Origin of the sequence: Streptomyces sp. NRRL F-5123 (assembly GCF_000721495.1) — a bacterium.
In the GTDB taxonomy this organism is placed as follows: domain Bacteria; phylum Actinomycetota; class Actinomycetes; order Streptomycetales; family Streptomycetaceae; genus Actinacidiphila.
In genome coordinates this window covers 13098-37693 of record NZ_JOHY01000063.1, presented here as the reverse complement: position 1 = coordinate 37693, position 24596 = coordinate 13098, and the positions used below count along the sequence as shown (strand labels likewise).

At 73.5% G+C, this 24596-nt stretch carries 22 protein-coding genes; 11 read left to right on the top strand and 11 right to left on the bottom strand.

All coding sequences use genetic code 11. The features are described from left to right. The 3 genes from IH54_RS0133170 to IH54_RS0133160 form a co-directional block, all read right to left on the bottom strand. On the bottom strand, nt 1-787 hold a 787-nt coding region (locus IH54_RS0133170), incomplete at its 3' end, for an NADH-quinone oxidoreductase subunit C (protein WP_031524128.1). Next, on the bottom strand, nt 784-1446 hold the full coding sequence (locus IH54_RS0133165; RefSeq protein WP_031524126.1) for an NADH-quinone oxidoreductase subunit B: 663 nt from the start codon (nt 1444-1446) through the stop codon (nt 784-786). The genes IH54_RS0133165 and IH54_RS0133170, both read right to left, overlap by 4 nt. Next, a complete protein-coding gene (locus tag IH54_RS0133160; RefSeq protein ID WP_031524123.1) occupies nt 1437-1805 on the bottom strand; it encodes an NADH-quinone oxidoreductase subunit A in 369 nt (122 codons plus the stop codon). Before IH54_RS0133160 ends, IH54_RS0133165 begins: the two co-directional genes overlap by 10 nt. Before the next feature lie 246 nt (nt 1806-2051). Here IH54_RS0133160 and IH54_RS0133155 point away from each other — a divergent pair, with 246 nt between their 5' ends. Together IH54_RS0133155 and IH54_RS0133150 are read left to right on the top strand one after the other, a co-directional pair. Next, a complete protein-coding gene (locus tag IH54_RS0133155) occupies nt 2052-3269 on the top strand; it encodes a sensor histidine kinase (RefSeq protein WP_031524121.1) in 1218 nt (405 codons plus the stop codon). 256 nt (nt 3270-3525) lie between these two features. Next, nucleotides 3526-4857 carry a sensor histidine kinase gene (locus tag IH54_RS0133150; RefSeq protein ID WP_031524118.1) on the top strand — a complete coding sequence of 444 codons (1332 nt, stop codon included), beginning with the start codon at nt 3526-3528 and terminating at the stop codon, nt 4855-4857. A gap of 94 nt (nt 4858-4951) precedes the next feature. On the opposite strand, the gene IH54_RS0133145 is transcribed toward IH54_RS0133150, so the two are convergent. Next, a complete protein-coding gene (locus tag IH54_RS0133145) occupies nt 4952-5929 on the bottom strand; it encodes a quinone oxidoreductase family protein (protein WP_031524116.1) in 978 nt (325 codons plus the stop codon). 162 nt (nt 5930-6091) lie between these two features. On the opposite strand from IH54_RS0133145, the gene IH54_RS0133140 reads away from it, so the two are divergent. The 9 genes from IH54_RS0133140 to IH54_RS0133100 all read left to right on the top strand — a co-directional run bounded on the left by IH54_RS0133140 (nt 6092) and on the right by IH54_RS0133100 (nt 16537). Continuing rightward, a complete protein-coding gene (locus IH54_RS0133140) occupies nt 6092-6751 on the top strand; it encodes a response regulator transcription factor (RefSeq protein ID WP_031524113.1) in 660 nt (219 codons plus the stop codon). A gap of 167 nt (nt 6752-6918) precedes the next feature. Beyond that, nucleotides 6919-8877 carry a 2-oxoacid:acceptor oxidoreductase subunit alpha gene (locus tag IH54_RS0133135; protein ID WP_031524111.1) on the top strand — a complete coding sequence of 653 codons (1959 nt, stop codon included), beginning with the start codon at nt 6919-6921 and terminating at the stop codon, nt 8875-8877. Further along, complete coding sequence (locus IH54_RS0133130) at nt 8870-9883, top strand: 2-oxoacid:ferredoxin oxidoreductase subunit beta (protein ID WP_031524109.1); 1014 nt, start codon at nt 8870-8872, stop codon at nt 9881-9883. The genes IH54_RS0133135 and IH54_RS0133130 overlap by 8 nt, the downstream gene beginning before the upstream one ends. A gap of 321 nt (nt 9884-10204) precedes the next feature. Beyond that, nucleotides 10205-11080 carry an SDR family oxidoreductase gene (locus IH54_RS0133125; RefSeq protein WP_031524107.1) on the top strand — a complete coding sequence of 292 codons (876 nt, stop codon included), beginning with the start codon at nt 10205-10207 and terminating at the stop codon, nt 11078-11080. Nucleotides 11081-11258: 178 nt separating this feature from the next. Continuing rightward, nucleotides 11259-12224, top strand: coding sequence for an EamA family transporter RarD (gene rarD, locus IH54_RS0133120; RefSeq protein ID WP_031524105.1), 966 nt, complete (start codon nt 11259-11261; stop codon nt 12222-12224). A 198-nt stretch (nt 12225-12422) separates the two neighbouring features. After that, nucleotides 12423-14519: an acyltransferase family protein gene (locus IH54_RS0133115; RefSeq protein ID WP_078862721.1), complete on the top strand. Its 2097-nt coding sequence runs from the start codon at nt 12423-12425 to the stop codon at nt 14517-14519. A 263-nt stretch (nt 14520-14782) separates the two neighbouring features. Continuing rightward, nucleotides 14783-15346 carry a flavodoxin family protein gene (locus IH54_RS0133110; RefSeq protein ID WP_043183015.1) on the top strand — a complete coding sequence of 188 codons (564 nt, stop codon included), beginning with the start codon at nt 14783-14785 and terminating at the stop codon, nt 15344-15346. Between the two features lie 68 nt (nt 15347-15414). Beyond that, a complete protein-coding gene (locus IH54_RS0133105; protein ID WP_031524098.1) occupies nt 15415-15627 on the top strand; it encodes a hypothetical protein in 213 nt (70 codons plus the stop codon). A gap of 250 nt (nt 15628-15877) precedes the next feature. Further along, on the top strand, nt 15878-16537 hold the full coding sequence (locus tag IH54_RS0133100; protein WP_031524097.1) for a Type 1 glutamine amidotransferase-like domain-containing protein: 660 nt from the start codon (nt 15878-15880) through the stop codon (nt 16535-16537). Here the strand turns inward: IH54_RS0133100 and IH54_RS0133095 are convergent. The 7 genes from IH54_RS0133095 to IH54_RS0133065 all read right to left on the bottom strand — a co-directional run bounded on the left by IH54_RS0133095 (nt 16534) and on the right by IH54_RS0133065 (nt 24331). Beyond that, nucleotides 16534-17841: an MFS transporter gene (locus IH54_RS0133095; RefSeq protein WP_052398142.1), complete on the bottom strand. Its 1308-nt coding sequence runs from the start codon at nt 17839-17841 to the stop codon at nt 16534-16536. The two genes, IH54_RS0133100 and IH54_RS0133095, sit on opposite strands and share 4 nt — an antisense overlap. Beyond that, the gene (locus IH54_RS0133090; RefSeq protein WP_031524095.1) at nt 17838-18380 is read right to left on the bottom strand and encodes an ArsR/SmtB family transcription factor; all 543 of its coding nucleotides are present in this window, start codon (nt 18378-18380) and stop codon (nt 17838-17840) included. Before IH54_RS0133090 ends, IH54_RS0133095 begins: the two co-directional genes overlap by 4 nt. Before the next feature lie 160 nt (nt 18381-18540). Continuing rightward, nucleotides 18541-19962 (bottom strand): glycosyltransferase family 39 protein, encoded by a 1422-nt coding sequence (locus IH54_RS0133085; protein ID WP_031524093.1) that lies wholly within the window; start codon nt 19960-19962, stop codon nt 18541-18543. A gap of 139 nt (nt 19963-20101) precedes the next feature. Beyond that, the gene (locus tag IH54_RS0133080; RefSeq protein WP_031524092.1) at nt 20102-21253 is read right to left on the bottom strand and encodes a lytic polysaccharide monooxygenase; all 1152 of its coding nucleotides are present in this window, start codon (nt 21251-21253) and stop codon (nt 20102-20104) included. Nucleotides 21254-21556: 303 nt separating this feature from the next. After that, entirely contained in the window at nt 21557-22033 is a 477-nt protein-coding gene (locus IH54_RS0133075; RefSeq protein ID WP_159012226.1) for a hypothetical protein, read from the bottom strand. 113 nt (nt 22034-22146) lie between these two features. Continuing rightward, nucleotides 22147-23238: an ABC transporter permease gene (locus tag IH54_RS0133070; RefSeq protein ID WP_078862719.1), complete on the bottom strand. Its 1092-nt coding sequence runs from the start codon at nt 23236-23238 to the stop codon at nt 22147-22149. Then, entirely contained in the window at nt 23225-24331 is a 1107-nt protein-coding gene (locus IH54_RS0133065) for an ABC transporter ATP-binding protein (protein WP_078862718.1), read from the bottom strand. The genes IH54_RS0133070 and IH54_RS0133065 overlap by 14 nt, the downstream gene beginning before the upstream one ends. Between the last annotated feature and the right edge of the window lie 265 nt (nt 24332-24596).

The following is a 24596-nucleotide window of genomic DNA, read 5'->3' as shown; positions in this document are numbered from 1 at the left end:
GCCAGGGGGCGTCCGGGGTCGGGGAGGCGGGCGGGGACTGCGGGTCGGCCGGGGGCTGCGGGCGGGTCTGGCTCGCGGAGCCGTCGCTCGCGCTGCGGTTGCGCCGCGGGGGGCGCTCGGCCGCCCCCGCACCCGTGCCCGCGCCCGTACCGGCGGCCCCCGCGGCGCGGGGCGGGCGGGCGGTGCGGGCCGGGCGCGCCGGGGCGGCCGGGAGCTGCCCCTTGAGCGGACCCCACTCGTTCGGGTCCGGCACCCCGGGCGGCTGCATCTGCCGCCGCTTGGGCCCGCCGTCGTGCGACTCCCCCGGCTCCTTCGCGCCGGGCCACGCCTTGGCGACGCGCGCGGCGAGCACGAAGTCCTTGCGCAGCGGGTGCCCCTCGAACTCCTCCGGGAGCAGCAGCGGGGCGAGCCCCGGGTGGCCGGTGAAGGCGACGCCGAACATCTCGTGCGTCTCCCGCTCGTGCCAGTCCGCGCCCGCGTAGACGCCGGTCGCGGTGTCGAGCGCGGGCGCGTCGTGCGCGACCGCCGTCCGCAGCAGCAGCCGCCGTACGGGGCCGGGGCCGTCGCTCAGCGCGGCCAGGTGCGCGCACACCAGGAAGCCGGTGCCCGGCTCGTCGACGGCACTGAGCCAGTCGAAGAAGGTGCAGCCCAGCTCGTCGCGCGCGGCGGTCAGCGCCGCGACCCAGGAGGCCGCGGGGACGTCCACGGTGAGCAGGTCGTACGCCTCCCCGGCCACGGCGTCCGGGCCGAAGATCTCCGCGGCCTCCCGCGGCAGCCACCCCGTCATGCCGGGTCCCCGGTGCTGCCGGCCGGCCCGGGCGCGGGCGGCGGGGTGACCAGGCCGGAGGCGAGTGCGCCCGCGGAGGGGCGGGGCGCGGCGTAGCGCTCGCTCGTCGACTCGCGGGCGATCTTCTCCTGGAGCTTGAGGATGCCCTGGAGCAGCGCCTCGGGCCGCGGCGGGCAGCCGGGCACGTACACGTCGACGGGGATGATCTGGTCGACGCCCTTGGTCACGGAGTACGAGTCCCAGTAGGGCCCGCCGCAGTTGGAGCAGGCGCCGAAGGAGATCACGTACTTCGGCTCGGGCATCTGCTCGTACAGCCGCTTGACGGCCGGGGCCATCTTGTCGGTCACCGTGCCGGACACGACCATCAGGTCGGCCTGCCGGGGGCCGGGCGCGAAGGGGATGACGCCGAGCCGGATGAAGTCGTGCTTGGCCATGGAGGCGGCGATGAACTCGATCGCGCAGCAGGCCAGGCCGAAGTTGAAGACCCAGAGGCTGTAGCGGCGGCCCCAGTTCAGGACCACCTTCAGCGGCTCGGGCGCGAGCCGGGCGAGCGGGCCCAGCCGGCGCGGCTCGGGCAGCAGCTCGGGCGCTGGCACGGGGTGGGCGCCCCCCTCCGGGGTGCTCTGTGCCGAGGCGTTCTCCGCCGGGGTCAGATCCATTCCAGCACGCCCTTCTTCCACGCGTAGAGCAGCCCGACCGCCAGGAAGCCCAGGAAGACGAACATCTCCGCCAGCGTCGCCGTGCCGAAGCCGGGCGCCGCGAAGACCGTCGCCCACGGGAAGAGGAAGATGGCGTCGACCGCGAAGATCACGTAGAGGTAGGCGTAGACGTAGTAGCGGACCTGGGTGTGGGCCCAGTCGCCGCCGACCGGGTCGACCCCGCACTCGTACGTGAGCATCTTCTCCGGCGTCGGCACGACCGGGCGCAGCAGGCGGCCGGACGCGAAGGCGACGGACACGAAGAGCACGCCGACGACCGCGACCAGGCCGACGACCGCGTAGCCGTGGAAGTAGTCCACGTCCGTCCGCCCCTCGTTGACTCGTACGCTCGTTCATCGATCGGCTGGAAAGCCGTGCTGTCCAGCGTTCCGCCGGGATCTTTAGCCGATCTATACGGAGGGAGTCTAGGCCCTGGCCCCTCCGCTGCTCCCCGCCGCGTCCCGCCCCCGGTCCCCGCCCGGCGCGGCCACCTGGGGATAACCCCACCCCGGCCCACCCACCCACCCCATGGCGCGAAACCGCCGCCGCCCGGCAGGCTTGGGGTCATGAACGCCTCGCCACCCACCGCGACCGGCGCGAGCAGAGCCGGCCGCACCGACCGGTACGGCCGCCCCGCCGCGGCCGACGCGCCCCTCCCGCCGCCGCGCTTCGCCTTCGACGCGGTGACGTGGAAGGAGATCGTGAGCCTGCTGCTCAACCTGCCGATGGGGATCATCGGCTTCGTCTACGTCGTGACCACGCTGTCGGTCGGCGCGGGCCTGTCCGTCACGGTCGTCGGCCTGCCGCTGCTCGCCTTCGGGCTGGTCGGCTGCCGCTTCCTCGGCTCCGTCGAACGGGCGCTCGCCCGCTCGCTGCTGGGCGTGCACGTCGAGTCGCCGCGGCCGCTGCGGCCCAGCACCTTCGGCTTCCTGCAGTGGCTGTGGATGGTACTCAAGGACCCGGTGGCGTGGCGGACCGCGCTCTATCTGGCGATCCGGCTGCCGTGGGGCATCTTCACCTTCTGCGTGACGCTGACCTCGCTGTTCGTGGCGTGGCCGATCCTGCCCTTCCTCGCCCGCGGGATGTCCTCGGTCGACCGGGCGCTGGTGCGCGGGCTGCTCCAGCCGTCCGACGAGCTGGAGCGGCGCATCGCCGAGCTGGAGTCCGACCGCGGGGTCGTCGTCGACACCGCGGCGGCGGACCTGCGGCGCATCGAGCGCGATCTGCACGACGGGGCGCAGGCCCGGCTCGTCGCCCTCGCGATGGACCTCGGCCTGGCGAAGGAGAAGCTGCTCGAAGATCCGGAGGCCGCGGCGCGCATGGTGGGCGAGGCGCACGGCGAGGTCAAGATCGCCCTCCAGGAGCTGCGGGATCTCGCGCGCGGGATCCATCCCGCGATCCTGACCGACCGCGGGCTCGACGCGGCGCTCTCGTCGGTCGCCGGGCGCTGCACCGTGCCGGTCGCGGTGACGGTGGACCTGCCGGCCAGGCCGGCGGAGGCGATCGAGGGCATCGCGTACTTCACGGTCTCGGAGCTGCTGCAGAACGTCAGCAAGCACAGTGGGGCGTCGCGCGCCTCGGTGGACGTGTGGCGGGCGGTCGACCGGCTCATGATCCAGGTCCGCGACGACGGGCGCGGCGGGGCGGACCTCGCGGGCGGCTCGGGGCTCGCCGGACTGACGGAGCGGCTCGACTCCGTCGACGGGCTGTTCGTGGTCGACTCCCCCGCCGGAGGGCCCACCGTCGTCACGGCGGAGCTTCCGTGGCGGGATCGCCCGGTGTGACGCTGCCGTCTGCCCCACATGGTGGCCCGCGCGACCGTCCGCCGGTGGGGGCCGGTCGCGCGGTTCTCCCCCAGGCTCCGCCCGGGAGGTGCCCCCACGCGCCCCTGGGCGATTGCCACGTGACGTGGCATGTCGCCATTCCCCCGGTGGGGGGGATAGCCCCACCCCGGAAAGGGCGGGCCGCCGCATGGGCGGGAGCGGGCCGGAAGGCCAAGGTGGAGACATGAGCACAAGCCCCGAGAGGACGGTACCGATCATGGCGTACGGCCCGCCGCCGCAGTCGTCGTTCCCCGGAGGGGAAACGCACCGCCTCCCCCTCGTGCTGAGGGCGCCGTTCCAGGCCCGGACGTGGCGCGAGTTCGGGTACGCGCTGCTGAACCTCCCGGTCGGGATCGCCGGCTTCGTCTGGACGGTCACCATGCTCGCGGTGAGCGCGGGCCTGCTGGTGACGTTCGTCGGGCTGCCGCTGCTCGTGCTGTCGCTGCTGGGGTGCCGGGCCATCGGGCGGATGGAGCGGGCGCGGGCCCGCAGCCTGCTGTGGCTGGAGGTGGACGAGCCCGGCCCCGTACGCACCAAGGGCAAGGGCTTCCTGGCCCGCGTCGGCGCCCAGCTCGGCAGCGGTGTGAACTGGCGGCACGCCGTCTACACCCTCGTCCACTTCCCGTGGAGCATCGTCACCTTCTCCGTGGCGGTCACGGTCATGTCGTACGGCTGGGGCCTGCTGACGTACCCGCTGTGGCAGTGGGTCTTCCCGACCTACACCGACCAGCCGGGGCTGCAGATCTGGGGGAACGACAGCGGGACGCGCGGCTGGTGGCTGCACACCCCCGCGGACCTCGCGCTGTGCGTGGTGGTCGGCGCCCTGCTGGTGCTGGCCTCGCCGTGGGTGATCCGCGGCATGGCGCACGTCGACCGGCTGCTGGTGCACGGGCTGCTCGGGCCCTCCCGGCTGGACGACCGGGTCACGGAGCTGGAGGCGGACCGCGGGGCGGTCGTGGACACCGCGTCGGCGGACCTGCGGCGCATCGAGCGCGACCTGCACGACGGGGCGCAGGCCCGGCTCGTCGCCCTCGCGATGGACCTCGGCCTGGCGAAGGAGAAGCTGCTGGAGGACCCGGCGGCGGGCGCGGTGATGGTCGAGGAGGCGCACGGCGAGGTCAAGATCGCCCTCCAGGAGCTGCGCGACCTGGCCCGCGGCATCCACCCGGCGATCCTCACCGACCGGGGACTGGGCCCGGCGCTGTCCGCGGTCGCGGCGCGCTGCACCGTGCCGGTCGCGGTGACGGTGGACCTGCCGGCCAGGCCGGTGCCGGCGATCGAGGGCATCGCGTACTTCACGGTCTCGGAGCTGCTGCAGAACGTCAGCAAGCACAGCGGGGCGTCGCGGGCGACGGTCGACGTGTGGCAGGTCGAGGACCGGCTGATGGTGACCGTCACGGACAACGGCCGCGGCGGCGCCGGCCTCGATGCCGGTTCCGGCCTGGCGGGGCTGGCCGAGCGGCTGGACTCGGTGGACGGCATCCTCGCGGTCGACTCCCCCGCGGGCGGCCCGACCCGTATCGCCGCCGAACTCCCCTGGCGCGCCTGACCCTCCGCCGCGAGGCCCCCCGCCGAACGCCCGCCGCAGGACCGCGCCCTCCGCCCGTCCCCCCGGGCGGAGGGCGCCTGCCGTCCCAGGAGCCTCATCTCAGCCGCGGGTTCACCGCCAGCAGGGTCTTGCCGACGTTGCGGCCCGCGCGCATCGCGTCGAGCGCCTCCGCGGCGCCGTCCAGGGGCAGCTCGGCGGAGATGTCGAGCCGGATCGTGCCGGCCGCCAGCAGCGCGAACGCGGACAGCGCGTGGCCGCGGACGGTACGCGGGGCGCGGCGGGCGAGGTCGCCGATGTTGTAGCCGGCCAGCGAGCGGTTGCTCTTCCAGAAGGGCAGCACCGGCAGCGTCAGGTCGGGCTCGCGCGCGGCCTCCCCGTACACGGTCAGCCGGCCGAAGGGCGCGAGCAGGGCCAGGCTGCTGAGGCGGGTCGGACCGCCGACGGGGTCGAGGACGACGTCGATGTCGCGCAGCCGGTCGGCGAACTCCGACCGCAGGTGGACGGCGTCGTAGCCGAAGCGCTTGGCGTATTCCGCCTTCTCGGCGGAGCCCACCGTGCCGTGGACGACGGCGGCGCCGAGTGCCCGGGAGATCTGCGCGGCGGCCGAGCCGACCCCGCCGGCGGCGGCGTGGATGAGGACGGTCTCGCCGGCCCGCAGCCTGGCCGCGCCGGTCAGCACGCCGTACGCGGTGGTCAGGACGAGCGCCGCGCCGCCGCCCTCGCGCAGCGGGATGCCGTCCAGCGGGAAGACGAACTCCGCCGGTGCGAGGGCGTACTCGGCGTAGCCGCCGCCGTCGGGGAGGTACGCGGCGACCGGGTCGCCGACCGCGAGCCCGCCGACGCCGGAGCCGAGCGCGGCGACCACGCCGGAGACCTCCAGCCCCGGCACGTCGACGCCGCCCGGTCCCTGCGGCGGCCCGAAGTCGCCCAGGGCGTGCTGCAGCTCGCCGTAGTTCACGCCCGCGTAGGCGACCTCGACCAGTACCTGGCCGGGTCCCGCCACAGGGGTCGGCACCTCCCTCGGCCGCAGTACCTCGGGGCCGCCGTTGACATCGAATCCCACCGCGTGCACACGCACTCCTCTCCCCGGCCGCCGGCGACGTCGGTCGCGGCGGCCACCCGGCATTCGGGGCGCAACCTTGCCCGGAGAAACCGTATTCCCCATCCGGGCGCGGATGCTGGGATGCTGGGCGGGTCAGACGGACACGGGGGAACGCGACGGTGGAGGACAAGGGTGCGAGTGGTCATCGCCGAGGATTCGGTACTGCTGCGGGAGGGCCTGACGCGGCTGCTGACCGACCGGGGCCACGACGTGGTGGCCGGCGTCGGCGACGCGGTCGGCCTGATCAAGGCGGTCGACGAACTGGCGGCGACGGGTGCGGCGCCCGACGTGGTGGTCGCCGACGTGCGGATGCCGCCGACCCATACGGACGAAGGCGTCCGGGCGGCGGTGCAGCTGCGCCGGGACCATCCGCAGGTGGGCGTCCTGGTGCTGTCTCAGTATGTGGAAGAGCAGTACGCGACGGAGCTCCTCGCGGGCAGCAGCCGGGGGGTCGGCTACCTCCTCAAGGACCGCGTCGCGGATGTCCGCGAATTCGTGGATGCCGTGGTCAGAGTGGCCGAGGGGGGTACGGCACTGGACCCCGAGGTGGTGGCCCAGCTGCTCGGCCGCAGCCGCAAGCAGGACGTCCTGATCCGTCTCACTCCGCGAGAACGCGAGGTGCTGGGCCTCATGGCTGAGGGACGCACGAATTCAGCGATCGCCAAGCAGCTCGTGGTAAGCGACGGAGCGGTGGAGAAGCACGTCAGCAACATCTTCCTGAAGCTGGGGCTGGCCCCTAGTGACGGGGATCACCGTCGGGTACTTGCCGTGCTCACGTACCTCAACTCCTGAGGTACGCGGCCTCCGACCATCCGCACGTCCCGCATGGCGAGACACCGTCTCATCATGCGGAAGAATCGGCGATACATGGCCCTTCCAGATAGCGGGACGTCCCGGGAAGGGCACCCTAACGCCCGTACGATGACGGTGAGCCGCAGCCTCGAAGGAGGGCCCAACCCGTGACCAGCCAGGTCAGCAGCCCCATTGCCGCGGCCACCGCGGACGAGTCACCCGCAGTGGTCGACGTACTCGGCGAACAGCGCAGCCCGGCCAAGGAGACCAAGCGGCTCGACCGCGTGATCATCCGCTTCGCCGGCGACTCGGGCGACGGCATGCAGTTGACGGGTGACCGATTCACGTCGGAAACGGCGTCTTTCGGCAACGACCTGTCCACGCTGCCGAACTTCCCCGCCGAGATCCGGGCCCCCGCAGGCACGCTCCCCGGTGTCTCGTCCTTCCAGCTGCACTTCGCCGACCACGACATCCTCACCCCCGGCGACGCGCCGGACGTGCTGGTGGCGATGAACCCGGCGGCGCTGAAGGCGAACCTGGGCGACCTGCCGCGCGGCGCCGAGATCATCGTGGACACCGACGAGTTCACCAAGCGCGCGCTCGCGAAGGTGGGCTGGGCGGCCAACCCGCTGGACGACGACACCCTCGCCGCGTACGCGGTGCACCGGGTGCCGCTGACGTCGCTGACGCTGGAGGCGCTCAAGGAGAGCGGCCTGGCGCGCAAGGACGCCGAGCGGGCGAAGAACATGTTCGCGCTCGGCCTGCTGTCGTGGATGTACCACCGCCCGACGGAGAACACCGAGGCCTTCCTGCTCAAGAAGTTCGCCAAGAAGCCGGACATCGCGCGGGCGAACATCACCGCCTTCCGCGCGGGGTGGAACTTCGGCGAGACCACCGAGGACTTCGCGGTCTCCTACGAGGTCGCGCCCGCCTCGGCGGCCTTCCCCAAGGGCACCTACCGCAACATCTCCGGCAACCTGGCGCTCGCCTACGGCCTCGTCGCCGCCTCGCAGCGCTCCGAACTGCCGCTCTTCCTGGGCTCGTACCCGATCACCCCGGCCTCCGACATCCTGCACGAGCTGTCGCGGCACAAGAACTTCGGTGTGCGCACCTTCCAGGCCGAGGACGAGATCGCGGCGATCGGCGCGGCGCTGGGCGCGGCCTTCGGCGGCTCGCTCGCCGTCACCACCACCTCGGGGCCGGGCGTGGCCCTGAAGTCCGAGACGATCGGCCTCGCGGTCTCCCTCGAACTGCCGCTGCTGGTCGTCGACATCCAGCGCGGCGGCCCCTCCACCGGCCTGCCCACCAAGACCGAGCAGGCCGACCTGCTGCAGGCGATGTACGGCCGCAACGGCGAGGCACCCGTCCCGGTCGTCGCCCCCGCCACCGCGGCCGACTGCTTCAACGCCGCCCTGGAGGCGGCCCGGATCGCGCTCACCTACCGCACCCCGGTCTTCCTCCTCTCGGACGGCTACCTGGCCAACGGCTCCGAGCCCTGGCTCATCCCGTCCGTCGACGAACTCCCGGACCTGCGGGTCGAGTTCGCAACCGAGCCGAACCACACGACCGCCGACGGCTCGCGCGTCTTCTGGCCGTACATCCGCGACGAGGAGACGCTCGCCCGCCCCTGGGCCGTCCCCGGCACCGCGGGCCTGGAGCACCGCATCGGCGGCATCGAGAAGCAGAACGGCTCGGGCAACATCTCGTACGACCCGGCCAACCACGAGCTGATGGTCCACACCCGGCAGGCCAAGATCGACGGCATCAAGGTGCCGGACGTCGAGGTCGACGACCCGTCGGGCAACGCCCGCACCCTCGTCATCGGCTGGGGCTCCACCTACGGCCCGATCACCGCGGCCGTCCGCCGCATCCGCACCGCGGGGCTCTCGGTGGCCCAGGCCCACCTGCGCCACCTGAACCCCTTCCCGGCGAACCTCGGCACGCTGCTGGCCGGCTACGACAAGGTCGTCGTGCCCGAGATGAACCTCGGCCAGCTCGCCCATCTGCTGCGGGCGAAGTACCTGGTGGACGCCCGGTCCCTGACCCAGGTGACCGGCCTGCCCTTCAAGGCGGAACAGCTCGCGCAGGCGATCATCGCGAAGGCAGAGGAGAACGCAGATGTCTGAGGCGCTGACGCTGGTCCCCAAGGCGACCGCGAAGCAGACGATGAAGGACTTCAAGTCCGACCAGGAGGTGCGCTGGTGCCCCGGCTGCGGTGACTACGCCGTGCTGGCCGCCGTCCAGTCCTTCATGCCCGAGCTCGAACTCGCTCGCGAGAACGTGGTGTTCATCTCCGGGATCGGCTGCTCGTCGCGCTTCCCGTACTACATGAACACCTACGGCATGCACTCCATCCACGGACGTGCCCCCGCCATCGCCACCGGCCTCGCGACCTCGCGGCGCGACCTGTCGGTGTGGGTCGTCACCGGCGACGGCGACGCCCTCTCGATCGGCGGCAACCACCTCATCCACGCGCTGCGCCGCAACGTCAACCTCAAGATCCTGCTCTTCAACAACCGGATCTACGGGCTGACGAAGGGCCAGTACAGCCCGACGTCCGAGACCGGGAAGATCACGAAGTCCACGCCGATGGGCTCGCTGGACGCGCCCTTCAACCCGGTCTCCCTCGCGCTCGGCGCGGAGGCCACGTTCGTGGCGCGGACGATCGACTCCGACCGCAAGCACCTGCAGTCCGTACTGCGGGCCGCCGCCGAGCACCACGGCACGGCGCTCGTGGAGATCTACCAGAACTGCCCCATCTTCAACGACGGGGCGTTCGACGCGATCAAGGACTCGGGCGATGCGGTGATCCGGCTGGAGCACGGGCAGCCCATCACCCTCGGGGACGGCCACGGGGTCGTCCGCGACCCCGCCACCGGTGAGCTGGCCTTCACCGAGCTGGCCGATCCGGCGGGTCAGGCGCTCGTCCACGACACGCACGCGGCCGGTCCGTCGACCGCGTTCGCGCTGTCGCGCCTGGACGAGCCGACGCCGATCGGCATCTTCCGCGATGTGGCGCGGCCCGTTTACGACACGCAGATGGCCGAGCAACTCGACGAAGCGGCTGCCGCCGGCGGTCCGGGTGACCTCGCCTCCCTCCTCGCCGGTGGCGACACCTGGACGGTGTCCTAGCCCGTCCCTCCGGGCGGGGCGCCGATCCGGGCGCCCTGCCCTGCGGGGCGAGCGTTTCAGCCTGCGCCTGCCGCGCCGGGTACTCAAGGGGCGCGGGGCACTGCGCGAGCAACCCACCACCGGCCCGTGGTCCGGCACGAGCCGTACTGCCCCCTCGGGCCGGTGACGACGTGCACGAGGTCGGTGGCTGGGGGCACCTGAAAACGCCGGCCGGCGCGGGCATGTGCGGCTCAGGGGCGCCACCCTGCGGAGGGGCCCCGGGGGGCGAGCCCGGATACGGTGAGGGCGAGCCACCTCGTGCGTACCCCCCGGAGGGAAAACGTGAGTATCGCCGTCACCGGAGCCACCGGCCAGCTGGGCCGACTCGTCATCGCGGACCTGCTGGCGCGGGGCGTGGCCCCGGACGCCGTCGCCGCGGTCGTCCGCGACAGCGGCAAGGCGGCGGACCTCGCCGCCCAGGGCGTCGAGGTGCGCGTCGCCGACTACGACGCCCCCGACTCGCTCGCGGGCGCCTTCACCGCGGGCGACCGCGTCCTGCTCATCTCGGGCAACGAGGTCGGCCGCCGGATGCCGCAGCACTCCGCCGTGATCGACGCGGCGGCCAAGGCCGGCGTGGCGCTGCTGGCGTACACCAGCGTGCTGGGCGGGCCCGCGGCGGACTTCACCCTCGCGGACGAGCACCGGGCGACGGAGGAGCTGGTCACGGCCTCCGGCGTGCCGTACGTGCTGCTGCGCAACGGCTGGTACACCGAGGTCTACACGGCGAACCTGCCCGCGGTGCTGGAGCACGGCGTGGTGATCGGCAACGCCGGTGAGGGCCGGGTCGCGTCGGCGGCCCGCGCGGACTACGCGGCGGCGGCCGCGGTCGTGCTGGCGACCGACGGGCACGAGAACCGGGCGTACGAGCTGAGCGGCGACACCGCGTGGAGCTTCCCGGAGTACGCGGCCGTGGTGGCGGAGCTGTCCGGGCGGCCGGTGGCGTACCAGGACATCAGCGGCGAGCAGCGGCTGGAGATCCTGACGGGTGTCGGCGTGCCGGCGGCGTTCGCCGAGGTGCTGGTCGACGTCGACAACGCCATCGCGCGCGGCCTGCTCGCGGGCACGAGCGGCGACCTGGCCCGGCTGCTGGGCCGCCCGACGACGACGCTGCGGGAGACCGTCACGACGGAGCTGCGCGGGCTCGGGGCCCTCGCCTGAGCGACGCCGGAGATGTCAGGACCGATCCGCGGAATGCCCCTGGCGCGGCACTGCCGCCGACCGCTACCGTCGTAAGGGCCGCACCCGTATCGGGGTCCGTACCGCGTCCGTTCGCCGGGGAGCACGTACGGCGGCGGCACGGCGCGCACCCAGGGTGCGGGGAGGACGGGTCGGGGCGATGGGCGACAAGCGCGCAGGGCTGGTCTACGGCTTCGCGGCGTACGGCATGTGGGGTCTCTTCCCGCTGTACTGGCCGCTCCTGGAGCCGGCCGGGGCCGGGGAGATCCTGGCCCACCGGATGGTGTGGTCGCTGGTGGTCGTCGCGGCGCTGCTGCTCGTGCTGCGCCGGTGGGCGTGGATCGGCGAGCTGATACGGCAGCCGCGGCGGCTCGCGCTGGTCGCGGTCGCCGCGGCGACGGTGTCGGTCAACTGGGGCATGTACATCTGGGCGGTCAACGCCGGCCATGTCGTGGAGACCTCGCTCGGCTACTTCATCAACCCGCTGGTCACGATCGCCCTCGCGGTGCTCGTGCTGCACGAGCGGCTGCGGCCGGTGCAGTGGGCCGCGGTCGGCATCGGCTGCCTCGCGGTGTGCGTGCTCGCGGTCGGCTACGGGCGGCCGCCGTGGATCGCGCTCGTGCTCGCCTTCAGCTTCGGCGCCTACGGGCTGGTGAAGAAGAAGATCGCCATGGGCGGTCTGGAGTCGCTGGCCGCCGAGACGTCCGTGCAGTTCCTGCCGGCGCTGGGCTTCCTGCTGGTGCTCGGCGGGCGCGGCGACGCGACCTTCGCCTCGCACGGCGCGGGCCACGCGAGCCTGCTCGCGCTCGCCGGTTTCGTGACGGCGGTGCCGCTGGTGTGCTTCGGCATGTCGGCGAACCGGCTGCCGCTGTCGACCCTGGGGCTGCTCCAGTACCTGGCACCGGTCTTCCAGTTCCTGATCGGCGTCCTGCACTTCCACGAGACGATGTCCGGCGAGCAGTGGGCGGGCTTCCTGCTGGTCTGGGCGGCGCTCGTGCTGCTGACCGGCGACGCGCTGCGGACCGCGCGCCGCTCCCGTACGCAGCTGGCGCGGGCCAGGGCCGCGGCGTCGGCCGCCGCCGTTCCCACCGCGGACTTCCCCGAGGAGACCGCCGGGACGGCGTGAGGGCACGCCGGGTCGGTGCGAGGCACGCCGGTGGGTGCGAGGCACGCGGGCCGGTGTGAGGCACGCCGCTCGGTGTGAGGAGCCCAACAGGCTTTCGCCGAAGATTCAGCCGTTCGGTGGGCGTGAACGGGGCGTTCCTGTCGAGGAGCGGAGTGGGGCCGAACCGTACGGCCGTACCCGACGCAAGGAACGCATTTCGTGACCACCCTCTCCCCCGCCCATCACGTCACGCCGGCCACCGGGAAGGACCGGCCACCGGTCCGGCTCGACGTCCAGGGGCTGCGGGCGGTCGCCGTCACCCTCGTGGTGCTCGCGCACTGCGGGGTGGGCGCGGTCGCCGGGGGCTACGTCGGGGTGGACGTCTTCTTCGTCGTCTCCGGCTTCCTCATCACCTCGCTGCTGCTGCGCGAGCTCGCCGCCTCCGGCCGCGTGTCCGTGCGCGGCTTCTACGCCCGGCGTGCGCTGCGGCTGCTGCCCGCCGCCACGCTCGTCGTCCTGGTCACGCTGGCCGGGTCGCGGCTGTGGCTGTCGAAGGTGCGCTTCACCGAATACGCGGGCGACGCCCTGGCCAGCTCGCTCTACGCCGTCAACTTCCGCCTCGCGAAGGCCGGCACCGACTACCTGAACGCCGACAGCCCGCCCTCGCCCTTCCAGCACTTCTGGTCGCTCGCGGTGGAGGAGCAGTTCTACGTGGTGTGGCCGCTGCTGCTCGCCCTCGCCTGGCGGGTGGGGCGGCGGTACGGGCGCCCGCTGGCCGCCCCCGCGGTGGTGCTGGCCGCGCTGTGCCTGGTGTCGTACCGGCTGAACACCTCGCTGACGGCCGGCTCGCCGTCCTGGGGCTACTTCGGCACGCACGCCCGCTTCTGGGAGCTGGGCGCGGGCGCGCTGCTCGCGCTGGGGGCCCGGCGGCTGGGGCGGCTGCCGGGATGGGCCGCGGCGGCCATGAGCTGGGCGGGGCTCGCGGGCGTGCTGCTCGCGGCGGTGCGATTCGACGACGACACCGCCTTCCCCGGGCGGTACGCGCTGCTGCCGGTGCTGGGCACGCTGCTCGTCCTCGCGGGCGGGGCGGGGGCGCCCGTACGGTACGGGGCCGGGCTGCTGCTCGCGCGGCGGCCGGCCGTACGGGTCGGCGGGCTGTCGTACGGCTGGTACCTGTGGCACTGGCCGCTGCTGGTGATCGGGCCCGCCGCGCTCGGCCGCCCCGCGGGCGTACGGCTCGGGCTGGCGCTGAGCGCGGTGGCGCTGGGCCTCGCGTGGGTGACGCTGCGGCTGGTGGAGGACCCGGTGCGCTTCCACGCCGCCTTCCGCGGCCGGCCCCGGCGCGCGCTGCGGCTGGGCGGCGTCCTGTCGGCGGGTGCCGCGGTGGCGGCGCTCACCGCGTCGCTCTTCCCGCCGGGCATCAGCGCGGGCGGGCCCGCCCCCGACCTCGCGCGGGAGCTGACGGCCGCGCCGAACCCGGGGCTGCGGCTCACGCAGTTGCTGGCGGCGTCCGGCGGCAAGCTGCCGAGCAACCTCGCGCCGCCGCTCGCGGACGTCAAACCGGAGCGGTCGGCGGTCTTCCGTGACGGCTGCCACGTCGAATACCGCGCGACGCACGTACCCGACCGGAGCTGTGCGTACGGCGACACGAGCGCGGACAAGGTCGTCGTGGTCTTCGGCGACTCGCACGCCGCCCAGTGGTTCCCGGCGCTCGACCGGCTCGGGCGCGAACGGCACTGGCGGGTCGTGTCGTTCACCAAGGCCTCCTGCAAGGCCGCCGACGTCACGATCATCTCCCAGGGCGCGCCGTACACCGCGTGCGACACCTGGCGGCAGGACGCTCTGACCCGCATCGCCGCGCTGCACCCCGACCTGGTCCTGGTCTCGGCCAAGGACGCGGGCGACCCCGTGGACCCCGAGCGCGACCTGCGCGAGCAGTGGGCCGAGGGCTTCGACAAGACCTTCGCGCAACTCCGCGCGGACGGGGCGCGGATCGCCGCCGTGCTGGACACGCCCACGCCGAAGTCGGACGCCGTGGACTGCGCCGCCGACCACCCGCTGGCGCTGACGGACTGCGCCGAGCCCCGGGACCGCGCGCTGCGCGGCACCCGGCGACTGGCCCTCACGGACGCGGCGCGGGCGTCGGGGGCCGCTCTGATCGACCCGGCCCCGTGGCTGTGCGCGCCGGACGGGACGTGCCCGGTGGTGGCCGGCAACACGATGGTCTACCGGGACGACAACCACATCGCGGAGGGCTTCGCGGCGGCGCTGACCCCGGTGCTGGGCGCGCGGCTGGCGGGACTGATGCCGGGCTGAGCCGCCGGACCGGACCGTGAGCCGTCGGCGCGTGGGCCGCGTGGTCGCCTCCGAACCCGCCGCGCCGGGCTGAGCCGCCGGACGGTGGGCCGTCAGCGCGTGGACGGCGTGGCCGCCCGTGAACCCGCCGCGCCGGGCTCCCCCGGCCGCCCGTGCGGCCCGGTCCTGGCGCCGGGCCGCACGGGTGTCCCCCATCGGCGGGTGTGACGCGGATCCCCCGTGGTCCGGTTGACGCCAGTAAGGCGCGGACGCAATATATGCACATGCATGACTCTACGGGGCGACGCTTCCTCTTCCTCCTCGGCAGCACCCGCGCGGGCGGCAACACCGAGGCGCTCGCGCAGCAGGCGGCGGCCGCGCTGCCGCCCGGCACCGAGCAGCACTGGGTGCGGCTGGCGGAGCTGGCGCTCCCGGCCTTCACCGACATCCGCCACTCCGGCGACGGCTCCTACCCCGAGCCCACGGGCGACGCCCGCACCCTGCTGGACGCGACCCTCGACGCGACGGACCTGGTCGTCGCCTCGCCCCTCTACTGGTACTCCCTCTCGACGCCGACGAAGCAGTATCTGGACCACTGGTCCGGCTGGCTCCGCGTCCCCGGCGTCGACTTCCGCTCCCGGATGGCCGGCCGCCGCCTGTGGGGCGTCACCGCCCTCGCCGGCGCCGACCACTCCGACGCCGACGCCCTGGTGGGCACCCTGGAGAAGACCGCCCGCTACATGCGCATGGACTTCCGCGGCACCCTCCTGGCCAGCGCCACCCGCCCCGGCCAGGTCACGGAGGACGAGGACGCGGCGCTGCGGGCGAAGCGGTTCTTCACGGCGTGAGCCCTTTTCCGGCGGCGCAGGGGGCCTCCGCCGCTCCGCCACGGTTGCCGGTACGGCGCGCCAGGGCCGTGACCTGGAAGGTCAGCCCCTGGGCGGCCCGCGTGAACGGCCTGAGGGGCGACGGGCGTACACCCCGGCTCCACGTCGCCCCGGTGTTCCGGCCCGCCGAACCGTTCGTGCTCGCCTCCTACGGCGGTTCCGGCGGCTGGACGGTCGGCGTGAAGAACACGGACACGGTGGTTCGGCCGATCATCGCCTTCGTCGTCCGTATCACCCCCTGAGAGCCGCACAGCGGCCGTACGGCGCCCGGCGGGGGGGGCAGCGGGGGACGGCAACCGGGGGGCCATGGCACTTGAGGTGGTCCGCCCGATCACGGAGTGGGCCCCCACCGTCGCCGCCTGCCGGGCGTACGGCGGCGACGCCCCGCCCCCGGCCACCATCACGTCACCGTCGTGGAGGCGGGCCAGGTCGCGCGCCTAGGGTGAGGGCCCACAAGGCTGCTGAGCACCGCGCCGATCACGAAAGGGCCCCATGAAGCTTCTTCTCACCTCGGCAGGCGTCAAGAACGCGAGCATCCACGGCGCGCTGGTCGAACTCCTCGGAAAGCCGGTCTCCGAAGCGAACGCGCTCGTCGTACCCACCGCGGTGTATCCGATGAGCGGTCCGGCCGCGGCCTGGCGGGTGATCGCCGGGCAGAGCAGCACACCCTTGTCGGAGGTGGGCTGGAAGTCCTTGGGCGTGCTGGAGCTCACGGCGCTGCCCAGCGTCGGGCCGGAACTCTGGGTCCCCTGGGTCCAGGAGGCCGACGCCCTGCTGCTGTCCGGCGGCGACTCGCTCTACCTCAGCCACTGGATGCGCGAATCCGGGCTGGCGGAACTTCTGCCCTCGCTGGAAGCGGTCTGCGTGGGCGTCAGCGCGGGGAGCATGGTGATGGCTCCCCGCGTGGGCCAGGAGTTCGTCGGGTGGAGGCCGCCGACGGGCGGCGACGAGGCCCTGGGAGTGGTCGATTTCGCGATCTTCCCGCACCTGGACCATCCCCTCCTGCCCGAGAACTCGATGGCCGATGCGATCGGCTGGGCCGCCGGGCTGCCCTGCCCGGGGTACGCGATCGACGACGAGACGGCCCTCAAGGTCGTCGACGGAGCCGTCGAGGTCGTCTCCGAGGGGCGCTGGAAGCTCTTCACCCGCTAGGCGGTCTCCGCAACAGGCTCCCGGGTTGCCGAGCGGACGCCGTCCCCGGCCGTGTCCCCGGCTTCACCCCCGGCCGCGGCGGCGGCACGCAGCGCCGCCTCGACCCGGCGGTTGCCGGTCATGGTCGCCGTGACGGCGGTCATGGCGAGCAGCAGGCCGGCGGCGGCGCAGAGCGGGGCGCGGACGCCGTAGGCGGTGGCCAGCCAGCCGCCGAGGAAGGCGCCGAAGGGGGCGGCGCACATGGCGAGCATGCGGGAGGTGGAGGCGACCCGGCCCATCAGGTGGGCGGGGACGACCGCCTGCCGGAGGGACGGGGCGAGCACCATCGTGGCGCCCATTCCCGCGCCGCAGACGGCGAGCGCGAGGCCGGCGGCGTAGGCGTTCGGGGCGCCGGCAAGGCCCAGGACGGCGAGCCCCTCGACGGTTGCCGTGCAGGTCAGCGCGGTGCCGGTGCCGAGCCGCCGGCCGAGGAAGGACGCGGTGCCCGCGCCCAGCAGGCCGCCGGTGGCCTCCGCCGTGAGGAGCAGGCCGAAGCCGAAGCCGCCGACGCCGAGCCGGTCGTGCGCGAAGAGGGCGAGCACGGTCTCGACGGCGAGGAAGGCGATGTTGCCGACTGCCGGCCGCAGCGCGAGCCCGAGCAGCAGCCGGTCCCGGAAGACGTACGAGGCACCGGCCCGCGCCTGCCGCAGCAGCGACTCGCGCGCCTGCGGGACGGGCCGGGGCGCGGCGGGCAGCGACCGTACGAGCAGCGCGGAGAGTGCGAACGACACTGCGTCGGCGAGCAGCGGAGCCGCCCGCCCGAGCGCGAGCAGGGCGCTGCCCGCCGGTGGCCCCGCGAAGCCGGACGCGGCGGTCTGGGTGCCGCGCAGGCGGGAGTTGGCGTATTCCAGGAGCGCGGGGTCGCGGCCGAGCAGACCCGGCAGGTAGGCGGTGGAGGCCGTGTCGAAGAAGAGCCCGCCGACACCGAGCAGGAAGGCGACGGCCGCGAGCAGCGGAATGCTCAGCACGTCGAAGGCGGCCGCGGCCGCCGGTATCGCGAGCAGCACCGCACGCGCCACGTCCGTGACCCACATCGTGCGCCGCCGGTCCCAGCGGTCCACCAGCGCCCCGCCGAGCACCCCGAAGAGCAGCCACGGCAGTGTCCCGGCCGCCGAGACGACGGCGAGCGCCATCGGATCCCGCGTCAACGCCAGCGCGAGCAGCGGCAGCGCGGCGTGCGACACCCCGTCCCCGAGCGAGGACACCCCTTGCGCCGTCCACAGCCGTCCGAACCCGGCGGGCACCTTACGGGAGTCCGAGGTCACCTGGCATCTCCTCCGGCCTGCTCGGGCTTGCCCGGGTGGAACAGCGCGAAGACGAGCGAGGTGTCCGGCAGCGCCGGGTCGGACAGCTCCCGGTATTCGTCCGCGAGCGCCTGCAGCCGCGCCCCCAGCTCCGCGAACTGCTCCTCGGTGAGCCGCAGATGCGCCATCCGCACGTGCCGCTCCCCGTCCGCCGGCGACGCCTCCAGGTCCGCCACCGCATGCCGCATCAGCACGTCCGCCCTCCCGTCCCCCGGGTCCGGCAGCTCGATCGACCGCGCGGCCATCGCGTAATACCGCTCGGTGACTCCTCGCACCTTCCGCGTCCGCACCACCTTCACCAGCCCCGCCCGCTCCAGCAGCCGCACGTGATAGCTGGAACTCCCCTTCGCCACCCCCACCCGCTCGGCGATCTGCGTGATCGTCGCGGGCTCGAACCGCAGGACGGCCATGATCCGGTGCCGCGTGAGGTTCGAGACGGCACGCAACTGCTCGTCGGTGGTGACGCGGAAGGTCTCGGGGAGATCGTCGTCGGTAGGCATGGCTCCAATGGTCAACGTTTCTTGACCATTGCGCAAGGGGTTTCGTGGAGGAGCGTTCCCCGCCGGGGCGCGGGACGGGGAGTTCGACCGCCGAGGTCGGCCACCCAGGGATGGGGAAGGCCTCTGGAAGCCGCCTGGTGGGCTGGATCCGGGGGCCTTTTCACATTGCGCTCGAAGACCAGGACGGGCGACCGCGGGTCCGGATGTCGGCCACCTTCGTGAAGTGCGAGTGGAGCACGGACATCTTCGTGCGGTCGCGGGCTGTCGCGTTCGCCTCCGCGGTGAATTCCGCGTCCGTGACCAGGAGGATGCGGTGCTGGGCGAGCATCGCGGTGCGGATCCGGGCGGGGGGCGCCTCCACGCCCTCCAGGGTCGCGGACTCCAGCGGGCCCTCGGACAGGGCGATGTCGTGCAGGCCCGCGAAGGCGTCCGGGGAGCCGTAGGCGGTGTCACGGCGCCAGGACGGGATGAAGAGGACCGCCGCGTCGGGCGACTTCAGGCGCTGGACGTGGGCCGCGACCGCCAGGACATCGTCCACGCGGCTGGACGGGGAGCGCTCGGCCAGGCACTGCGGGAGGAGGGCCAGCGTCAGGGCGGTGACGGCCACCGGGACCGGCCACCGGTGCGCGGTCGCGCGGGCTGCCGCGTCCAGGGCCGCTCCGATCAGCAGGGCCAGGCCCGACAGACTGAAGACGACGTACCGGTCGAGGTGGAGGGGGTGGGACAAGGAGATCGCCAGGAGGGCGAGTTGGGGGGCCGCCAGCAGCGGCAGTCCGGCCGTCGTCGCCGACAGCCGCCCGGCGCTCGGGCGGACCACGGCGGCGGCGAGGGCGCCGATCGCCAGCAGCACTGCCGGGGAGATCAGCTTCGACCAGGTCAGCGGCGCTATCCACGCCACCTGGTGCTGCTGGGTACGGCTGTAGAGGATCAGCGGCAGCACGGCGGCGGTGGCCGCCGCGGACGCCGCCGCCCAGGGCGTCGCGCTGCCGCGCCCCGCCCGCGTCCACAGCAGGGTCGCCGCGTGGGCGGGCAGCATCAGCAGGGAGAGCCAGTTCAGCAGGCCGCAGAGCGCGACCGTCCCGCCGTACGCGGCCCAGCGCGCCGCGCCACCGCGGCCCTGGAGGAGCGTCACCAGCAGCAGTGTCGCGAGCGCCGCCCCGGCGGTGACCATCGCGTACGGGCGGCCCTCCTGGAGGTAGAACTGCACGGCCGGGAGCAGCCCGAACACCGTGCCGGCAGCCAGGCCGGCCCGCGCGCTCGCCAGCCGCTGCCCGAGCAGTGCCACGCAGCCCGCGGCCACCGCCATGGCCAGCACCGACGGCAGCCGCAGCGTCGTCGTGCTCGCCCCGAAGCAGGCGAACAGCTCGTGCATCAGCAGGTAGTAGAGGCCGTGCACGACGTCGACGGAGCGCAGCATGCCGCACAGTTCCTCGGGCGAGCGCTGGGCCGCCTGCCAGGTCGCGGCCTCGTCCCGCCACATGCTGTGCTGCCGGGAGAGCCCCCACAGGCCGAGGGCCGACGTCCACAGGACGGGGACCAGCCATACCGGCGGGCGGGGAACTGTACTTCGTGAAGGGGGCACGTATGGGTGATGCGGGAAGCCGGGTCGACGTTGAGTGCGCGCCGCATTCCGTATGTGAAGATCTGCCGCCTTCGTCCGGTGCGTGCAAAGGGGGCGGCCCCCGGGACGTGGGTCCCGGGGGCCGCCGCAGGTGCGTCGATCAGGAGAAGGAGCAGGTGATGGAGCCGTTCGGGGTGTTGATGTTCTGCGACGAATTCGCTGTGAAGCCGAATGTCGTGTTGCCGTCCGCCGGGATCGTGCCGTTGTAGCCGGCGTCCTTCACGGTCACCTTGGTGCCGCTGGTGGTCAGGGCGCCGTTCCACAACTGGGTGATTGTGGTGCCGTTGCCGAGTGTCCAGTTCACGGTCCAGTGGCCGGACGGGGATGTGCCGTGGTTCATGACTTCGACCTGGCCCTGGAAACCGCCGCTCCAGGAGCTCGTCACCGAGTAGAGCGCCATGCAGTTGCCGTCGACCGGCGGCATGGAGGTCGGAGGCGTGGAGGTGGGCGGGGTGGTCGGCGGGGTCGTGGGGGGAGTCGTCGGCGGGGTGGTGGGCGGGGTCGTGGTGCCGCCGGTGGTGCCACCGGTCGTGCCACTCCCGTTGTGGATGCCCGTCACCTCACCGTTGCCACCGTCGAAGACGATGTCGGAGCAGGAGAAGAAGTTCTCGTTGCTGTCCGAGCGGACCCACTGGATGAACAGGATGGCGTTGCCGGAGCGGCCCGCGGGCAGCGCCTGGTCCCAGTAGTAGTGGCCGCCGTCCGTGCCGGGCGAGCCGACGACGGGCGGGTTGGTGGTGCTGCTGATCTCGGTCATGTCCGCCCACGCCAGCGGGGTGGTCGGGGACCAGCCCGGCTTGGTGAGGTAGACGTGGAAGGTGCCCGGGTGCTGCGCCCAGTTGCTGTACTGGAGCTGGATCGTCGAACCCGACGTCAGGTGCGTCTTGGGCCAGTCGTCACGGGCGGCGCTGTAGGCGGAGAAGTCGTACGGCGACTTGTTGCCCGCGCTGCAGATCGTGCCGTCGGGCACGTAGCCCACGTTCTTGCCGCCCGCGTTCGAGTCCAGGACGGCGAACCAGTTGTAGAGCGGCGTCGTGCCGCTCTGCGCGACCGCCGCGGCACAGGCCGGGTTGGTCGGCTGGAGCGCGCCCGAGGCGGTCTTCGCGTCCTGATAGCACAGATACGTTCTGGAGCCGGGCATCATCGCGACGCCGTGCGCCTGGGCCTGGCCCTGCGTCAGGAAGACGATGCCGAGGGCCGAGAGCAGCGTCGCCAGGACGGCGAGTAAAGAGAGCTGCCTCTTCTTTTTCACAGTGGTGACCTTTCCGGCGACGTCCCCGAGGCCGTGGTCCACCGCAGCCGGGTCCTCAGGGGCGGAGTGGGGGGAAACTGTGACATGGGAGCACCATGGGAGCGCTCCCATTGCGTGAAGCTAACAGCAGATCAGGTACATGTAAACAGCTCGATCCGCGGAAGGGGTGAGTTTGTTGCCCCTTGGACGACTTCGGGGCGCTCCGGCCGCGGCCGACGGGGAGTCCGGCCGGGCGGAGAGCGCCGAAGCGCCGCCGCCCGGCGGGGCTGGGGGGAGCGGTGTGTGACGGTGGGGCGGACCGGCTCAGGAGGCGGGCGCCAGCCGCGTCGACCAGTAGCGCGTTCCGGCGACGAGGTGCCACTTGTCCGGGCCCGCGTAGGGAAGGGCGACGACGTCATTGGTCGAGAGGCTCTTGAGCTGGCAGCGGCCCTGGTAGTTGCCCGCGGAGTTGCCAAGGTCGTAGCCGGTGCCCTCCAGATAGCAGCGGATGGAGTAGCTCCCCGCGGCGAGGTAGATGCTGCGGTACTGGCTGAGTCCACCGATGGTGTACGTCCAGTCGTACCAACCGCCGTCGAGCGCAATGGTGGCCGGACCGTCGTAGGGGAGGTAGGCCGTTCCGCTCGAGACGTCGGCCAGGTAGATGTCCCGGTCGAAGGTGTAGGTCACCGCGGCGGCGGCCACCGACGGCGCGCTCTGCGCGGCCTGTGCGACGGCGCCGGGCGCGGCCAGCAGTCCTCCTGCCAGGGCAGCGGCCGCCAACAACGTGGATATTCTCTTCAACGAACTTCCCCTCGACGCACGGAACGTGACGGGGATCAGGGTAGGGCGGATCGATCTTCTGATCGAGAGGGACGAGGACCCGTTCCCGGCGGTCAGGCGCCCTTGCGGGCGCCCTACGCCGTGATGTCGCGGGTGGTGAAGCGCGCCCACGCGGCCGAGCCGAAGACCGCCGCGTAGACGGCCTGGAGGGCGAGGTTCTTCAGGATGCCGCTCCATATGACGGGGGCGCGCATCACGTCGGCGAAGCTCAGCCAGTAGTGGGGGAAGAGGTAGGGCTGGAGGGCGTGCAGCTGGGGGATGCTGTTGACGATCTGGACGGTGATGAGCAGGCCGACCGTCGCGGCCATCGCGCCGATGCCGCTGTCGGTGAGGGTGGAGATGAACACGCCCAGTGCGGCCAGGCCGATCAGGGAGGCCGCCACCAGCAGGGCGATCAGCAGGCCGCGCAGGATGCCGTCGGTCAGGGAGACCGTGTCGCCGGACAGCAGTGTCACGTCGCCGACCGGGAAGAGGCTGAAGCCGACGATCACGGCGGACAGGACGACCGTGACCGTCGCGGCCACGCAGAAGACCAGCACCGAGGCGTATTTGGCCAGCAGCAGGCGGGTGCGGCCGGCCGGGGCGACCAGCAGATAGCGCAGGGTGCCGGTGGCGGCCTCACCCGCGACGGCGTCGCCGCCCACCACGCCGATGGCCATCGGGAGGAAGAAGGGGAGCGTCGCGGCGAGGGAGGCGAAGGCGAGGAACAGGCCGTTGTTGCTGACCTGCTCCAGGAAGGCGGGTCCGCCGCCGTCGTTGCCCGCGACGGAGCCGCCGTCGCGGGTCTCGATCCGGATGGCGATACCCACCAGGAGGGGGACCCCGGCCAGCACGCCGAGCAGCGCCATCGTCCGCGCCCGGCGGAAGACGGTCACCAGCTCGGAACGGAAGAGGCCCAGCGACCAGACCCCGCGCGGCGCCCGGGCGGCGGCGGGGGCACCGGCGGGACCCCCGCCGGGGTCGGCCGCTTCCCGCGGGGCGGGGGCGGCGGGACTCGGCTCCGCCCCGGGGGCGCTCCCGGGCTCATCCGTGGTCGCGCCGCCCGACGCCCCGGGGGCCGGACCCGCACCGGCCGCGCGCCCCACCGGGGCCGGGACCGCCGGGTCCGCGCCCGGGACTGCGCCCTCCGCCTCCGCCGGCTCTGTCGATGTCTCAGCCTGCGACATTGAAACCCTCCCCCGTCAGTGCCACGAACGCGTCCTCCAGCGAGGGGCGGCGCAGGCCGAAGCCGCGGACCCGGATACCCGCCGCCACCAGCGCGGCGTTCAGTTCGGCCAGGTCGGGCGGGTCCACGGGCAGCTCGCCCGTCACCTCGGCGGTGTGCGGATCGGCCGCGATGTCGGTCACGCCGTGTTCGGTCAGGACGCGTACCGTCTCCGCCTGGTCCGGCGTGGTGACCGCGAGGCGGCCGCGGGTCCCGGCGGACAGCTCGGCCACCGGGCCCTGGGTGATGAGCCGGCCGCGGGCCATGACCGCGGCGTGCGTGCAGACCTGTTCGATCTCGTCCAGCAGGTGCGAGGACAGGAAGACGGTCGTGCCGTCGTCGGCCAACTCCCGCACCAGGCCGCGGATCTCCCGCATGCCCTGCGGGTCGAGGCCGTTGGTCGGCTCGTCCAGCACCAGCAGCTCGCGCGGCTGGAGCAGGGCGGACGCGAGGCCGAGCCGCTGCTTCATGCCCAGCGAGTAGGCCTTCGCCTTCTTGCCCGCCGCCGCGGTCAGGCCCACCCGGTCCAGCGCGGAGGCAACCCGGGCCTTGCGGGTGCGCGGGTCCGCGGTCGGGTCCGCCGCGTCGAGCCGCAGCAGGTTGTCCTGGCCGGACAGGAAGCCGTAGAGCGCGGGGCCCTCGATGAGGGCGCCGACTTTCGGCAGCACGCTGCGGGTGGACTGCGGCATCGGCCGCCCCAGCACGCGCGCGCTGCCCGCGGTCGGCTCGATGAGGCCCATGAGCATCCGGATCGTCGTCGTCTTCCCCGAGCCGTTGGGCCCGAGGAAACCGAAGACGCTGCCGCGCGGCACCCGGAGGTCCAGACCGTCCACCGCGAGCGTGCCCCGGTACTGCTTGGCCAGCCCGCGGGTCTCGATCACGACCTCGGTGCCCGTGCCCGCCGTCCCCGCCGGGTGCGGCCCCGGGTCGGCCGTGCCCGCGGGACGGCCGGCCCGGCGGCCCGCCGGTACGGCCGTGCTCGTATCGCCGCCGGGCCCGCCCACCGCGGGTTCACCCTGCGGCGGCGGCACCTTCGCGGTGGACGGCTCTCCCATCGCACTCCTCGCTTCGTTCTCGATGATCGGCGCCCCCGGTGGGCACGACGCGGCGCACGGGCCGGGGCGCAGGGGCGGGCGGGCACACCCGGCAACCGCGCCGGGCCTCACCCGCCGCGCCCGGCGGAAGGCCCCACCGGGAAGGCCCGCCCGATCCGGCGGGCCCGCCCGGCCGCCCCCGTCCCGGCGCGCCCGGCGAACGGGCCGGGCCGGCAGCCCCGCCCACGCACCCGGCAATCCCCTCGGCCCGCCCCGCAGGGGCTCG